Below are 14,118 nucleotides of genomic sequence, written 5' to 3' on the forward strand. Positions count from 1 at the left end.
GTAACACACCCTTGCGGGAACTTGCGATGCGCTCTCATGAGCGACGGGGGCACCGTCTCAGAAAAAGCGGCTCACGTCGCGCACCACGACGAACACCATCAGCAGCATGACGAAGGCGAAACCCGCCAGATTGATGGCCTGCTCCTGGTTGAAGCTCAGGGGCCGACCCCGCACCGCGCCGACCAGCACCAGCAGGATGCGCCCCCCGTCGAGTCCCGGAATGGGGATCAGGTTGAAGAAGGCCAGGGACAGGTTCAGCAACGTGGCCACCTGCACGAGCGCCCACGGACTTACGCGGGCCGCCTGACTGACGATCTCGGCCGTGCCGATGGGGCCGCTAACATTCTGATCCTGCGAGATGTCCAGCGTCAGGAAACGCTTGAACAGGCCCGCGAAGGACTGCATGACCTGCGGCACCGCCTGCGCCGTGACCCGCCAGGACGTGGCGAAGGCCACCGGCAGGCTGGCCGGGTCGACGTCCGGGCCGTAGCGGATGCCGAGCAGGTGCCGCCGACCGTTCACGGTGGGTGTCCAGTCGAAGCTCAGATTGAGGGTCTGCGTGCCGCGCTGCACGGTGAAGACGTGGGTTCCGGCGCGGGTGAGGGTGTCCCGGACGCTCTCCCACCCAGCGGCCTCCCGGCCCTGGAGGCTCACGCTGTCGGGGATGTCCGTGCCGTCAATGGAGGTGATCACGTCACCCGCCATCAGGCCGAGCTTCTGCGCGGGCGAGTCGGCCACGACCGACTCGATACGCGCCCGATCCGGAGCGGGAACGCCCTGGGCGGTGAAGGTCATGGTCATCAGGCCGATGGCCAGCAGCAGGTTCATGAGCGGCCCTGCCAGCAGGATGGCAATCTTGCCCCACGCGGGCAAGAGGGCGAAGCCGTGCTGCGGTGGACGGGCGCCACCGTCCAGGCCGGGTTCCGGGGCCATGCCGTCAATCTCGACGTACCCGCCGATGGGCAGCAGGCTCAGGCGCCACTGTGTGCCCCGCCACTCCCGCCGGAGGATGACCGGCCCCATCCCGACGCTGAAGGAGTTCACGGCTACCCCCTGCCAGCGGGCCAGAGCGTAATGCGCCAGTTCGTGCAGGAACGTGGCGATCCCGATGATGATGATCGTCCACAGCAGTCCCGCAGGGGTGAGGACGGCCGCGAGACTCTGGAAGAAGGTCACGCGGTCACCCCGGTCAGTTCACGGGTGCGCGCCCGAGCCCAGCGATCCGTGTCACGCAGCGTGTCCCAGGTGAGGTCGCCGCCCGGCGTCTCATCCAGCACCTGTTCAATCACGCGGGGAATATCCAGATACCCGATCTGCCCGGCCAGGAAGGCGTCCACGGCGACCTCGTCGGCCGCATTGAGCGCCACCGGCAGCAGGCCCGCCGCCTCGCCCGCCCGGTAGGCGAGCGCCAGGCAGGGAAAACGCTCCAGATCGGGCTCCCGGAACTCCCACTCGCCACGCAGCGGCCAGCCCAGATGACCGGCGACCTCCGGGCCGCGCCGCGCGCCCCGCACGTCGCCGGGACGGGTCATGCCGGTCGGGGCCGCGTCGATGGCGTAGGCGATGGGCAGGCGCATGTCGGTCGGCCCGAACTGCGCCTTCAGGCTGCCGTCCCGGAAGCGCACGGCGGCATGCACGAGGCTCTGCGGGTGAATGACGACGCCCACCTGGGCCATCGGCAGGCCGTACAGACTGGCGCACTCCATGACCTCCAGGCCCTTGTTCATCAGGGTGGAGGAATCGATAGTGATCTTCGGCCCCATCGCCCATGAGGGATGCTTCAGGGCCTGCTCCGGGGTCACGCCACGCAGGTCGGGCGGGCCGTCCCGGAACGGTCCGCCAGACGCGGTGAGGATCACCTCGGCCACGTCCTCCATGTGCTCGCCGGTCAGGCACTGGTACACGCCCGTGTGCTCGGAATCCACAGGCACGACCCGGCCCCCGCCCTGCGCGGCCGCGTCCCAGATCAGGTGGGCGGCGGTGACCATGGCTTCCTTGGTGGCCAGCGCCACCGCCCGCCCGGCCAGCAGGGCCGCGCGGGTGGGTTCCAGCCCGATCAGACCGCTCATGGCGTTCACGACGACGTCCGCTGGCCGAGACGCCGCCTCGGCCACGTCTGCAATCACGGTGTGATGCGGAAACAGAGCGCGGGCCGCAACGTATACGCTGGCGTCCACACTCACGACTTCCGGCGTAAAGGTGCGGATCTGTTCGGCGAGCAGGTCGAGATTCCGCCCGGCGGCGAGCGTGCCCACGCTCCAGCCACGTTCATGCGCCACGGCCAACGTCTGCGTGCCAATACTGCCGGTCGAACCGAGAACCGTGAGCCTCATCGCCAGAAGTGTAGAGCAGTCGCGCACCCACACGCAGGCCGAACACGACACTTCGGGCCTCCGGACGGTTGGGTGTCGAGCTGGGCGGTTCCCAGACTCCACCTGTCGGGGGCAGATACCGGCGGACGGCCCCGTTCTAGAGTGGGGAATGCCAGTCCTCGCCCTCCGACGCGCCCGTTGGAGCTCCAGTCGACCCAGGTTCCTTCCGCTCCTGACGCTCATGGGCCTGGGGCTAGCGTGGGGCTGGGCAGCGGCCACCCCCTTCCAGATCGAGGTGCGGATGCTCGGCAGACCGCTCACGTCTTCGCAGCGCAAGACGGTGGACGAGGCGATGACGCGGGTGTCGTCGCTGATCACGTCCTCGTTCGTGCCGGTTCAGGTGGACGAGGACGCCAGGGCCTGCGACCGGGCGCTCCCGGCCGTGCACGAGCTTGCGCGGCATCTGATCATTTATGTGAATGTCACCAGACTGGGGCGGGATCTGTATGCCGATTCCACCCCCTGCGATCTGCACGACGGCACCTACCTGCCGATCTACGCCCTGATCGACCTGAACAGCACCGGCCTGAACGACCTGAGCCACGCCGACCTGCTGGACACCATGATCCATGAGACGCTGCACGCGCTGGGCGTGGGGACCCTATGGACGAGCGACACGCGGGTCTCGATCAGCGGCGATCAGGACGACACCAGGTTCATCCGCAAGGTCGGAAGGACGTATTACTACACCGCGCCGCGTGGCCTGGCCGCATACCGCGCGCTGGGCGGCCAGGCCACGCCCGGCATTCCCCTCGACCCGGACGCCGGACACTGGGCCGGGAACGCGGTCTGCTCGGAGATTCTGTCGGGCACGGCGGGCGACTACACTGGGCGGGTCAATCCGATCAGCGTACTGACCCTGGCCGCCCTGCAGGATCTGGGGTACGGCGTGAACCTCGCGGCGGCCAGCGCCTTCAGGCTCCCCCGGCATGCGTGTCCGGTGGACTGAGGCCATCGGTCTGGACGGGCCATACCCGGACAGCCCCGACGCCACGGCCCACAACGGGTCAGCGCGAGAAGACGCTGATGTGCAGGAACAGGTAGGTGGCGGGCACCGCGAACAGCAGCGAGTCCAGCCGGTCGAGGAAACCCCCGTGGCCCGGCAGGCTGTTCCCGGAGTCCTTGGTGCGCAGCGCCCGCTTGATCAGGCTCTCCGAGAGGTCGCCGAGCTGCGAGGCGCTGGCCACCAGAATCGAGTACAGCAGGCTCTCCAGCGGCGACCAGATGTGGGTGAGGGAACTGATCAGCAGCACCGTCAGGAAGCTCAGCGCCAGGCCGCCGACGGCCCCCTCGACGGTCTTGCCGGGGCTGACCTCGGGCGCCAGCTTGCGCCGCCCGAAGTAGAATCCGCCGAAGAAACCACCGATGTCGGCCGCGAATGTTGCCAGCAGGGGAAGCGCGAAGTACAGCAGGCCGTCACCCGCGTCCGGGCTGTAGCGCAGCAGCAGGAAATACCCCAGAAGCCACGGGATGTACAGCAGGCCGAACAGCGAGTACACCACGCGCTCCAGGGGCCGCTCGCCGGGCCGCATGACCTCCATGACCAGCAGGTACCCCAGGGCCACGGTGAGCACCACTTCGCGCCAGGATCCGCCCGCCCAGGGGGGCGTCGCCTGGATGCCGGGCAGACTGGCCACGATGAGGGCCGTGCCGAAGACGGCCAGGGAAATCCGCCGCACGTCGATGTCGTTGCGGTCGAGCATGCGGATGTACTCGTAGAGGCACATCACGGACACGAAGACCAGGGCGGGCAACATGGCGTACGCCCCCAGCCACACGAGCACGCTGATGACCGTGAAGGCCACCACCGACGTCAGTACGCGGGTGCTCAGGCTTTCCACGCGTCACCCGGTCGCCAAAACGGCGCGTGGAGTGGAGCGCGGCCGTCCGGTTCGCGCTGTGCACTCCACCCGCCGCGTTTCCTGAGGAGCGTCACCCGAGGATTTCCTGCTCCTTCTTCTGCACGATCTGATCGACTTTGGCAATGTACTCGTCGGTGATCTTCTGCACGTCGCCCTCACCGCGCTTGATCTCGTCGTCGCCGAGGCCCTCGATCTTCTTGACCTCATCCAGCGCGTGCTTGCGCAGGTTCCGCACGGCGATGCGGGCGTCCTCGGCGTAGCCCTTGGCGTTCTTGACCATCTCCTTGCGGCGTTCCTCGGTCAGCATGGGCACCGTGATGAAGATGGTATCGCCCTTGTTGTTCGGGTTCAGGCCCAGGTCGCTGTCGCGGATGGCCTTCTCGATGGGGTTCAGGGCGCCCCGATCCCACGGCGTGATGACCAGCGTGCGCGCGTCGGGCGTGGTCACGCTGGCGACCTGGTCGAGCGGCATGGTGGAGCCGTAGTACTCCACGACGATCTTCTTCAGGATGCCGGGGTTCGCCCGGCCGGTGCGGAGAATGCCGAGGTTGCTGTCCAGGGATTCGAGGGCCTTGCCCATACGCTCGCGGGTCTCGGCCTGGATGGATTTCATGTCAGCCATGAGGTGGCCTCCTGGTGAAGTGAAGGGTGGGGACTGGTGGAATTGTAACGCCGCGCTCCGTGAAGGCGCGACTCAGCTCTGGATCAACGTGCCGACCCGCTCGCCGGCGAACAGGCGGCTGAGGTTGTCGCCCTTGAACAGGTCGAACACCACGATGGGCAGGCCCTTGTCCATGCAAAGCGTCAGCGCGGTCGCGTCCATGACTTCCAAGCGCCGTTCCACGACCTCCAGGTGCGTGGCCTGCTCAATGAACTTCGCGTCCGGGTTCTTGCGCGGATCGCTGTCGTACACGCCATCCACCTTGTTCTTGGCCATCAGCACGACGTCCGCGCCGATTTCCATGGCGCGCAGGGTGCTGGTCGTGTCGGTCGTGAAGAACGGCGCACCGTTCCCCCCGCCGAAGATCACGACCCGGCCCTTTTCGAGGTGCCGGATGGCGCGGCGGCGGATGTAGGGTTCGGCCACAGCGGCCATGGGAATGGCGCTCATGACGCGGGTCGGAGATCCGGCCGTCTCCATGGCGTCCTGCAACGCCATGGCGTTCATGACCGTCCCCAGCATGCCGATGTAATCTGCGGTCGCCGGATCCATGCCCTGGCCGTTGCGCGCGCCGCGCCACAGGTTGCCGCCGCCGATCACGATGGCGAGCTGCACATCCGTTCCCTGTACGGCGCTGGTGATCCGCCGGGCCAGCTGGGCAGTCGTATCCGGGCTGATGCCAAAGCCGTTCTCGTTGGCGAGGAACTCCCCAGAAAGTTTGAGCAGGACGCGTTTGAACATGGGCACCTCGGGTGCAGGAGTGGGAACAGCGCCCGGTGGACGTGGGCCGCCGGGCGCTGTGGGTCGGTGCGGCCAGAACTGTCCGTACAGTACTGTTCGTGAAAAAGGGCGGCCAGGCCGCCCCTTGAAGTTTACGCGCCGATCTCGAACCGCACGAACTTCTTCACCTGCGCGTCGCCGAGGTACTTCGCGACGCTGAGCGAGTTGTCCTTTACGAAAGCCTGCTCGGGGAGCACCTTCTCGGAGTAGAACTTGCCGATCTGCCCCTCGACGATCTTCTCGACGATCTGCGCGGGCTTGCCCTCGTTGATCGCCTTGTTCGTGAGGATCTCGCGTTCCTTGTCGATGTCGCCGCTGTTCACTTCGTCGCGCGAGAGGTACTGGGGGCGCTCGGCAGCCACGTGCAGGGCCACGTCCTTGGCCTTCTGGGAGTCGCCGCCCGCAAGATCCACGAGCACGCCGATCTTGCCGTTGCTGTGCACGTAGCCGGCCACGTTGTCGCCTTCCACGTAGGCGACCCGGTTCAGCACCAGGTTCTCGCCGATCTTGCCGGCGGCGGCGGCCACGACGTTCCCGACCGTGTCGCCGTCCAGCGCGGAGGCGCGGAAGGCCTCGACGTCGCTGGTCTTGGCGTCCAGTGCGGCCTGCGCGAGCTTCTCGACCAGGGCCTGGAAGTCAGCGTTGCGGGCCACGAAGTCCGTCTCGCTGTTCACTTCGACGATGGCGGCGCGGTGGCCGTCCACGACGAAGCGCACCAGGCCCTCGCGGGCTTCACGGTCGGCCTTCTTGGCGGCCTTCACGATGCCGCGCTCGCGCAGCAGCGCCACGGCCTTGTCTTCGTCGTTCCCGGCATCGGACAGGGCCTTCTTGACGTCCATCATGCCCGCGCCGGTCAGTTCACGCAGCTTCTTGATCGATTCCATCATGGGAGTGACCTCCTGGGTCGTGAATTATGGGTGTGGGGACAGCAGGGCTTACGCCGTCAGGAACTGCACCGGTGGAGAACGGGGGAAGTCCGCGACACGCGCCGGACTTCCCCCCAATTCCGGCTGCCCTGCTTTAGTTGCTGGCTTCCGCGAGGTCGGCGTCCTCGGTCTCATCGACCGGGGCGTCCGCCGTGACGTCCTCGCCACCGCCGCGCGCCTCGACGAGCAGGTCGCCGATGCGGTGCGTGATGAGCTGGATGCTGCGGATCGCGTCGTCGTTGCCGGGCACGATGTAGTCGATGACGTCCGGATCGCTGTCCGTGTCGGCCAGGGCGATCACGGGAATCCCCAGGCGGTTGGCTTCCTGAACGGCGATGACTTCCTTGGTCGGATCGACCACGAAGATCGCGTCCGGCAGGCGGTTCATCTTGCGGATGCCGCCCACGAAGCGCAGCAGACGCTCACGCTGGTTGCCGAGTTCGATGCGCTCGGCCTTGGGGCGGTCGTTGATGCGGCCAGACTCGAACAGGTCATCAAGCTCGTTCAGGCGATCCACGCGGGTGCGGATGGTCTTGAAGTTCGTGAGCATCCCGCCCAGCCAGCGGCTGGTGACAAAGGGCATGCCGGTCCGGCGAGCTTCCAGTTCCACGATCTCCTGCGCCTGCTTCTTGGTGCCGACGAACAGGATGACGCCGCCACGCTCGGCGAGTTCCTTGATGAAGTCGAAGCTGCGATCCACCTGCTTGAGGGTCTTCTGCAGGTCGATGATGAAGATGCCGTTGCGCTCGGCGAAGATGAAGCGCTTGAACTTGGGGTTCCAGCGTTTGGTTTCGTGACCGAAGTGGACTCCGGCTTCCAGCAGCTGCTTCATGGAGATATACGACATGCGGACTCCTGAACGTTGAAGTGGGAAGAAGTCTGCCGTCCTTGTGCCAGCCCCGCGTCAGGGACGCGTTTCGGGCCAGGCCGGGCGCGACGTTCGAGCACGCACGGCGGGTCACAGGGGCACCCAAACGTGGAGTATATCAGTTGCCGGCGCTGGCGAGGAGCCCTGCGGCCCGTCGCGACAGTTCCAGCGTTCGTGCCGCGTGGACGGGGTCGCCGGACTCCAGCGACCACGCGGCCGACAGGGCGGAATAGGCCTGCACCCACGCGAGCAGCCGGGAACGTTCGGAGCCGCCCGCTCTCACGACGACGTCCACCTGTCGTTCCAGCCGACCCGGGTGGAGGGCGACCTCCAGCGACGGATTGCACAGCATGTTCGCGTAGTCATAGCCGGTCTCCCCGATCAGACCCTTGGGGTCGATGACCCGCCAGTCGCCTGCCGGCGAGGTCATCACGTTGCCATGGTGGACGTCGCCATGCAGCGGCCGGACATCGCGGGAAGTCTCCAGCAGGCTCTGCGCCACCTCCCAGGCAGTGGCATAGTCTCCCCCACCCGCTGCGGCGGCCTCCAGCGACCGGAACCACGCCCGGAGGTCGGGCAGGGCGGGCCAGGTGCCCGGGCGATCCTGGTGCACGGCATGGGCGGCCCCCACGAGAATCCGGGTCGCATCGTCGTCCTTCCCGTCGGCCACCATCTGGGGGAGCGAAGGGCTTCCATTCAGACGCTCCATCAGCAGAGCGGCACCCTGGTGCCGGTAGACGCGTGCCGCGCCGTGGCCTCCGAGCCAGGTCATCAGGGTGTGTCCGCGCAGTTCCTCGTCATGCCGTGCGATTTTCAGCATGGCGGGCTGCTCCCCCCACCTCACCGCGTACACCTCGCTCGAGAAGGTACGGATGACGTCGCCATCGAGTTCGAGCTGCCATGCGGTCATCAGGTCGGTCACGTTCACCCGTCCATCCTGCCCCTTTCGGAGGACGCCGGGGGCTGACAACACAATGTTAAGCTCGGCCCTGCATGGACGCTCTTTACTCGATCATCCTGGGCATCGTCGAGGGAATCACGGAATTCCTTCCGGTCAGCTCCACGGGCCACCTCATCGTCGCGGGCGACCTGCTGCGGAGCAGTCTGGCTCCCACCTGGACGAAGGAGATGCGGGACGCCTTCGAGGTCATCATCCAGGGCGGCGCGATCCTGTCGGTGCTGGTGTATTACTGGAAGGATTTCCTGAAGATCCGCACCATTCCCACCGACTCCACGCAGCGCCAGCTCTGGACGAGCGTGCTGATCGGCTGCATCCCGGCCGTGATCCTGGGCGCCCTGTTCGGCTCGAAGATCAAGCACTTCCTGTTCACGCCCAGCGTGGTCGCGTGGGCACTGATCGTGGGCGGCGTGCTGATCTGGCTGGTCGAGAGCCGCCGGGTCACGCCCACCGTGCACGCGGTCGAGGAAATCCGCCCCCTCAAGGCGCTCGGGATCGGGGCCATTCAGTGCCTGGCGCTGCTGTGGCCGGGCTTTTCCCGCTCGGCCAGCTCGATCCTGGGCGGTATGCTGCTGGGCCTGGATCGGCCCGCCGCCACGCAGTTCAGCTTCTACCTGGGCTTCATCACGCTCGGCGGGGCGTCGCTGCTCGACCTGATCAAGAGCCGGCACGTGCTGGGGGAGATCGGTGCGCTGAACATGGTGCTCGGCATCGGCGTGAGCTTCGTCGTGGCGTACGCGTCCATCGGGTGGCTGCTGCGCTTCGTCTCCACGAACAATTTCAAGCCCTTCGCGATCTACCGGGTCATCGTGGGCGCGCTCATCCTGGCACTGATCGCGGCGGGCGTCCTGAGCAACGCCAGCCTCGCGTAGCGGCGCAGCTTGACGTATGGGCACGTGAAGACTCTTTTCCCCACCTTCCCCGCTCTGCCACAATCACTCCATGCGTCCCCCGACCGTCTACCGGCCTTTCATGGGCGGCCAGTACGAGGTGGCGGCGGGGCTGTTCCGCCTGGGCACGCAGCCGATCCCGTGGCGTGAGGACGGCGCGCCGGAAGCGCACACCTTCGCGTTCGATGACACGTACCCGGCCTTCCTGGCCAGCAAGGCGGCGTCCCATCGACGCGCCCTTCACGAGTACGCGGGCGAAGCGAACCTCAGCACGACGTTGCGCGAGGCAGCCCTGTCATTCCTGGCGACGACGATGGCCGCCGAGAGCGACGGTGTGATCACGTGGGATGGAGTCTCCCTGCACAATGCCCAGCTGGGCTGGACGGCTCACCTCGACCTCCGGCGTGGCAGCGTGGAGGGCCTGACCCGAACCCGCGCTCCCCTGTCCGGCGTCATTGCCGACATCGAGCCGATTCATGCCCTCGACTTCCTCGGGCTGAATGTGCAGGAGGATCTGGCGGTCATCGCCCGTGGCCCGGCCGGGGACTGGCTGGCGGCCACGCACGTCCTGAATCCGCAGCACTGGGATCCACGGGATAAACTCGGGCGGGATTTCGTGGCCGTCCATGCCCCGGTGGCGGGGAGCGGCCCCATGAACGCCACCGCCCCCCGGCTGGTGGACGCCGTGATCACGCGCGGCCCCTTCGTGCGCTTCGCGTGGGGACTGGCCATGACCGATCGTCTGGATCACCATCCGGCCGGGCCACCCGATGACGACCGGCACAGTCAGACCCGCTTCGACCCGGAGCGGGCGTTCCTGCGGGTGGAACGCCAGACGCTCACAGGCTTTCCCCACGCGGACGGTGCGCTGTTCACCATCCGGCCCTACACCTCTGCCCTGACGATGGCTGTGATGACCCCGGAACAGGCCGCCGCGCTGGCACGGGCACTGCGATCCATGACTCCGGCCCAGGTGGCGTACAAGGGCCTCACCGCCCTGCTGCCGGATCTGCTGCTGTGGCTGGAGGCCCGCGCACTATCCTGAGCGGCGTGCGCCGCCTGCCGTCCCTGATCGCCCTGCTGCTTGCCACTCTGTGTGCCTGCACTGCCCCGGTGAAGCAGACGGGAGCGGCCTCCGCTGCCCCCACCCAGGCGGACACGCGTCAGTCCGGGGGCAGTGCCGTTCCGTCCACCCGTCCTGGCCGGGATCCGACCAGCGGCCTGCGGTGGATCGCCGCCCGCGATCTGCCCCGGGAAGCCGGGCCGGTGCTCGACCGGATCGCGCAGGGCGGCCCGTTCCGCTCTGCACGGGATGGCGTGACCTTCGCCAACCGCGAGCACGTCCTGCCGGGCGCTCCACGCGGCACGTACCGCGAGTACACCGTGCCCACGCCCGGATCGAGTGACCGGGGCGCCCGACGGATCGTCTGCGCCGGGGCTCCCCGATCCACGGCCGAGTGCTACTACACCGCCGATCACTACGCGACCTTCCGGAGAATCCAGCCATGACCCAGATCTTCGACGACGAGCCCTCCGGCCTGCAGGCCGCGCCGCGCGATCCGCGCATCATGGCGGCCGGCCATCAGGTCGGCGTGCGGGAAGTGAACTTCGGCGCCGTGCACGACAAGGACACGCTGATGCTCGCATTCCTCAGCGGCCTGGCCCTCGCGCACTCGTTCGGGCGCAACTGGGACGCGCTGTACGACCTCCTGAGTGACCCGACGCTGTGGCCCGGAAAGTTTGCGCTGCTGCTGTGTGACTACGCGAGGTTTCGCGCCCGGCACCCTCACCTGAGCGCCGAGCTCGAACGGGTGCTGATCGATGCCCAGGCCGAGGCCACCACACAGTCCCGGAAACTCTGGCTGCTGATCGAGGAACTGGAGAGCGACCCGGACGCCCGGTAACTGCGGTGTCGCTATCCTCAGACATGGTGCATTTGAGACACTGGAGGCACCTGGGTGTGTCGGGTGTCCCCCACCGAGTACGACCGTGGAAGCGATTCAGAAACGCCTGATGCTTGAGAACGTTCTCACGTCCGTGGGAGCCAGCCGTCAGGCGGGTTCACTACAGTGCGACGCGAGAGCCCACCCGACGCCGGGGGGACGTTCGGGGCCATGGCCCGCGAGAAGGAGTGGGGCAATGACCGCAGACAAGACCCGCTGGACAGGCCGTCGACCTCTAGAACGCATGGGAGCCATGCTGCTCACAGTGGCCCTGATGAGCTGCACCCAGGCCACGACCGAGCCCACGCCGACCCCGACGCCCACCCCCACGCCGTCACCGGTGGCGGTGCTGGCCCGGCCCGACGCACTAATCTTCAGCACCGCCGTGGGACAGGCCAGCGCCACCCAGACCGTGGTGCTCCAGAACCCGAGCACGGAAACCGTCAGCGTCACGTCCCTGACCGTCCCGAGCGGCGAGTTCCAGCTGGTGAACCCACCGACCCTCCCAGTCACGCTGGCTCCAGGGGCGGCCTTGACCCTCTCCGTGCAGTTGACGTCATCGGGCAGCATCGGCGTGGTGCGCGGCACCCTCATGTCACAGGGTGGGGCAGCGTCTGTGGCCCTGGCGGGACTCCGTGCAAAGGGCTTGGAAGGATCGAACGAGCCGGCCATGAGTCAGATCGTGGAGGCTCTGGGCTACAAGCTCAATCCGGGATGGACGACCCTCGAATCCGACACGTCCGCCTTCCCCCTCGGGGACGAGGTGATCGCGCCGCTGTTCGTGAAAGCGGGCACCGGCGCGGTCACGGTGACGCCCGTGGCCCGGTACTCGCCAGACGGCGCAACCCCGTTCGGCTATTTCACGTTGACCGGCAGCACGCCCGCCCGCCACGTCGTGGGCACCCTCCTGGCCGGGCAGTACCAGACACTGAACCCGGGCCTGTCCGGGAACACGTCCTTCGATCCGGCAACGTCCGCGTTCGGGATATACATCGATCCTGCGGCGTACTCGTACCCGCTGACCTATTCGAAGGATTCCCTGAACACCGGTCGCACGGCCCACGCGGTTCGCGTCTATCCACTCAAAGACAGTGCCGGAGTGGCGGTCACGGGTGCCTACCTGCTGGCCTTCGAGCCGAGCGTCAACGGCGATTACCAAGACGCCGTATTCGTGATCAGGAACGTGAAGCCCGCGCCCTGAGCCGCGCCGCCAACTGGCCCGTTAACAAGCACCGCCTCCCATCATCTGGAGGCGGTGCTCTATGTACTGCTGTGGTGGGACGTGTAGGACTTGAACCTACAACCCGCTGATTAAAAGTCAGCTGCTCTACCGATTGAGCTAACGTCCCGCTCCGCACGCTCAGGCGCTCACTGGCGTCTGGCAGCGGGAATGAGTATACGGACGATGCCCAGACCTGTCAACGCTTGAAGGTCGGCGGGGTGTTCGGCAGCCGGGGCATCCTTCCGCCGGGCTTGCCGCCCTGCATGCGCCCCAGCATCTTCATCATGTCCTTCATCTGCTCGTGCATCTTCAGGAGCTTGTTGATGTCCTGCACAGTGTGGCCACTGCCCTCTGCGATCCGCTTGCGCCGGCGGCCGTCGATGATCTTCGGATTGCGGCGCTCCTTCACGGTCATGCTGCTGATCATCGCGTCGACCCGCTGGATCTGCGCCTCATCGACATTGAAGCCCTCGGGCAGCGCCTTGCTCATGCCGGGAATGAGTTTCAGCAGGTCACCCAACGGCCCCATCTTGCGGATCTGCCGGAGCTGGGTGAGCAGATCCTCCAGGTCGAAGTCGCCGGGCTTCTTGACCTCCATGGCCTTCAGGTCGGCCTGCTGGGCGCGCTCGATCAGGCCCAGCACGTCGCCCATGCCCAGGATGCGGCCCGCCACGCGATCCGGGTAGAAGGGCTCCAGGCCGCTGATCTTCTCACTCGTGCCCGCGAAGTAGATGGGCTTGCCGGTCACGCTGCGCGCCGAGAGGGCCGCACCTCCCCGGGCGTCGCCGTCCATCTTGGTGATGATTAGGCCGGTGACCTTGACGCGCTGGTCGAAGGTCTGCGCCACGTTCAGCGCCTCCTGGCCGGTCATGGCGTCCACGACCAGCAGGCTCTCGGTGGGGTTCATGGCGGCCTGGAGGTCAGCCAGCTGATCCATCAGGGCTTCATCGATCTGAAGGCGGCCTGCCGTGTCCACAATCACCAGATCGCGGAAATCGGTCTTCAGGTGCTCGTCCACGCGGCGTTTGGTCTCGGCGGGCGTCTCGCCGTCCGCGACCTTCAGCACGGGCACGCCCACCTGCTTCGCCAGCACTTCGAGCTGGTCGCGCGCGGCGGGGCGCTGCGTATCGGCAGCCACCAGCAGAACCCGCCGCCCCTTGCTCTTGTACAGGGAGGCGAGCTTCCCAGTGCTGGTCGTCTTGCCGGCCCCCTGGAGGCCTACCATGAACCAGACGTTGCCCTCGGTCTTCAGTTCCGGCTGCGCGGCCTTGCCACCCAGCGTCTCGATGAGTTCGTCGTGCACCAATTTTACGACGGTCTGCCCGGCACTCAGGCTGCCCTCCACAGACTGCCCAACCGCCTTCTCGGTGACGGTTGCCACGAAGTCCTTGGCGACGCCGAAGTTCACGTCCGCTTCCAGCAGGGCCATGCGGATCTCGCGCATCGCAGCCTTGACCTGCGTTTCGGTCAGCTGGCGTTCCTTCCCGACCCGGTCGAGGATGTCCTGCAACTTGTTGCCCAGCGACTCAAACATAGGATGGAGGCTACCACGCGCGGCAAAACGCGTCTGTTAGCGAGACCGTATTGCAGTGGGAAACTACGTCCAAGGCAATATTCCGGGACGATCCATGTGAGG

At 66.9% G+C, this 14,118-nt stretch carries 15 protein-coding genes and 1 tRNA gene; 6 read left to right on the forward strand and 10 right to left on the reverse strand.

The window, feature by feature from the left end:
* Window positions 1–57 precede the first annotated feature (57 nt).
* Together E7T09_RS05155 and dxr are read right to left on the reverse strand one after the other, a co-directional pair.
* Window positions 58–1,176, reverse strand: a complete 1,119-nt coding sequence (locus tag E7T09_RS05155) for an RIP metalloprotease (RefSeq protein WP_136388025.1) — start codon at window positions 1,174–1,176, stop codon at window positions 58–60.
* The gene (gene dxr, locus E7T09_RS05160; RefSeq protein WP_136388026.1) at window positions 1,173–2,333 is read right to left on the reverse strand and encodes a 1-deoxy-D-xylulose-5-phosphate reductoisomerase; all 1,161 of its coding nucleotides are present in this window, start codon (window positions 2,331–2,333) and stop codon (window positions 1,173–1,175) included. The genes E7T09_RS05155 and dxr overlap by 4 nt, the downstream gene beginning before the upstream one ends.
* A 220-nt stretch (window positions 2,334–2,553) precedes the next feature.
* Here dxr and E7T09_RS05165 point away from each other — a divergent pair, with 220 nt between their 5' ends.
* A complete protein-coding gene (locus tag E7T09_RS05165; protein ID WP_136388027.1) occupies window positions 2,554–3,321 on the forward strand; it encodes a hypothetical protein in 768 nt (255 codons plus the stop codon).
* Window positions 3,322–3,379: 58 nt separating this feature from the next.
* On the opposite strand, the gene E7T09_RS05170 is transcribed toward E7T09_RS05165, so the two are convergent.
* The 6 genes from E7T09_RS05170 to E7T09_RS05195 form a co-directional block, all read right to left on the reverse strand.
* Entirely contained in the window at window positions 3,380–4,213 is an 834-nt protein-coding gene (locus tag E7T09_RS05170; protein WP_136388028.1) for a phosphatidate cytidylyltransferase, read from the reverse strand.
* Window positions 4,214–4,304: 91 nt separating this feature from the next.
* Window positions 4,305–4,856 (reverse strand): ribosome recycling factor, encoded by a 552-nt coding sequence (gene frr, locus E7T09_RS05175; protein WP_136388029.1) that lies wholly within the window; start codon window positions 4,854–4,856, stop codon window positions 4,305–4,307.
* Window positions 4,857–4,928: 72 nt separating this feature from the next.
* Entirely contained in the window at window positions 4,929–5,636 is a 708-nt protein-coding gene (gene pyrH, locus E7T09_RS05180) for a UMP kinase (protein WP_136388030.1), read from the reverse strand.
* A 131-nt stretch (window positions 5,637–5,767) separates the two neighbouring features.
* Entirely contained in the window at window positions 5,768–6,562 is a 795-nt protein-coding gene (tsf, locus tag E7T09_RS05185; RefSeq protein ID WP_136388031.1) for a translation elongation factor Ts, read from the reverse strand.
* A 133-nt stretch (window positions 6,563–6,695) separates the two neighbouring features.
* Window positions 6,696–7,448 (reverse strand): 30S ribosomal protein S2, encoded by a 753-nt coding sequence (gene rpsB, locus E7T09_RS05190; protein ID WP_136388032.1) that lies wholly within the window; start codon window positions 7,446–7,448, stop codon window positions 6,696–6,698.
* 139 nt (window positions 7,449–7,587) lie between these two features.
* Window positions 7,588–8,397 (reverse strand): aminoglycoside phosphotransferase family protein, encoded by an 810-nt coding sequence (locus tag E7T09_RS05195; protein ID WP_240741620.1) that lies wholly within the window; start codon window positions 8,395–8,397, stop codon window positions 7,588–7,590.
* 65 nt (window positions 8,398–8,462) lie between these two features.
* Here E7T09_RS05195 and E7T09_RS05200 point away from each other — a divergent pair, with 65 nt between their 5' ends.
* From E7T09_RS05200 to E7T09_RS05220, 5 genes are all read left to right on the forward strand, one after another.
* Window positions 8,463–9,299 carry an undecaprenyl-diphosphate phosphatase gene (locus E7T09_RS05200; RefSeq protein WP_136388033.1) on the forward strand — a complete coding sequence of 279 codons (837 nt, stop codon included), beginning with the start codon at window positions 8,463–8,465 and terminating at the stop codon, window positions 9,297–9,299.
* 70 nt (window positions 9,300–9,369) lie between these two features.
* Window positions 9,370–10,362, forward strand: coding sequence for a heme-dependent oxidative N-demethylase subunit alpha family protein (locus E7T09_RS05205; RefSeq protein WP_136388034.1), 993 nt, complete (start codon window positions 9,370–9,372; stop codon window positions 10,360–10,362).
* A 5-nt stretch (window positions 10,363–10,367) separates the two neighbouring features.
* On the forward strand, window positions 10,368–10,826 hold the full coding sequence (locus E7T09_RS05210) for a ribonuclease domain-containing protein (RefSeq protein WP_370293719.1): 459 nt from the start codon (window positions 10,368–10,370) through the stop codon (window positions 10,824–10,826).
* Window positions 10,823–11,221 (forward strand): barstar family protein, encoded by a 399-nt coding sequence (locus tag E7T09_RS05215; protein WP_136388035.1) that lies wholly within the window; start codon window positions 10,823–10,825, stop codon window positions 11,219–11,221. Before E7T09_RS05210 ends, E7T09_RS05215 begins: the two co-directional genes overlap by 4 nt.
* A 235-nt stretch (window positions 11,222–11,456) precedes the next feature.
* Window positions 11,457–12,461: a hypothetical protein gene (locus E7T09_RS05220; RefSeq protein ID WP_136388036.1), complete on the forward strand. Its 1,005-nt coding sequence runs from the start codon at window positions 11,457–11,459 to the stop codon at window positions 12,459–12,461.
* 72 nt (window positions 12,462–12,533) lie between these two features.
* Here E7T09_RS05220 and E7T09_RS05225 read toward each other — a convergent pair.
* Together E7T09_RS05225 and ffh are read right to left on the reverse strand one after the other, a co-directional pair.
* Window positions 12,534–12,609, reverse strand: a tRNA-Lys gene (locus tag E7T09_RS05225).
* 69 nt (window positions 12,610–12,678) lie between these two features.
* Window positions 12,679–14,016 carry a signal recognition particle protein gene (ffh, locus tag E7T09_RS05230; protein ID WP_136388037.1) on the reverse strand — a complete coding sequence of 446 codons (1,338 nt, stop codon included), beginning with the start codon at window positions 14,014–14,016 and terminating at the stop codon, window positions 12,679–12,681.
* Window positions 14,017–14,118 lie beyond the last annotated feature (102 nt).

This window comes from Deinococcus sp. KSM4-11 (assembly GCF_004801415.1).
GTDB lineage: Bacteria > Deinococcota > Deinococci > Deinococcales > Deinococcaceae > Deinococcus.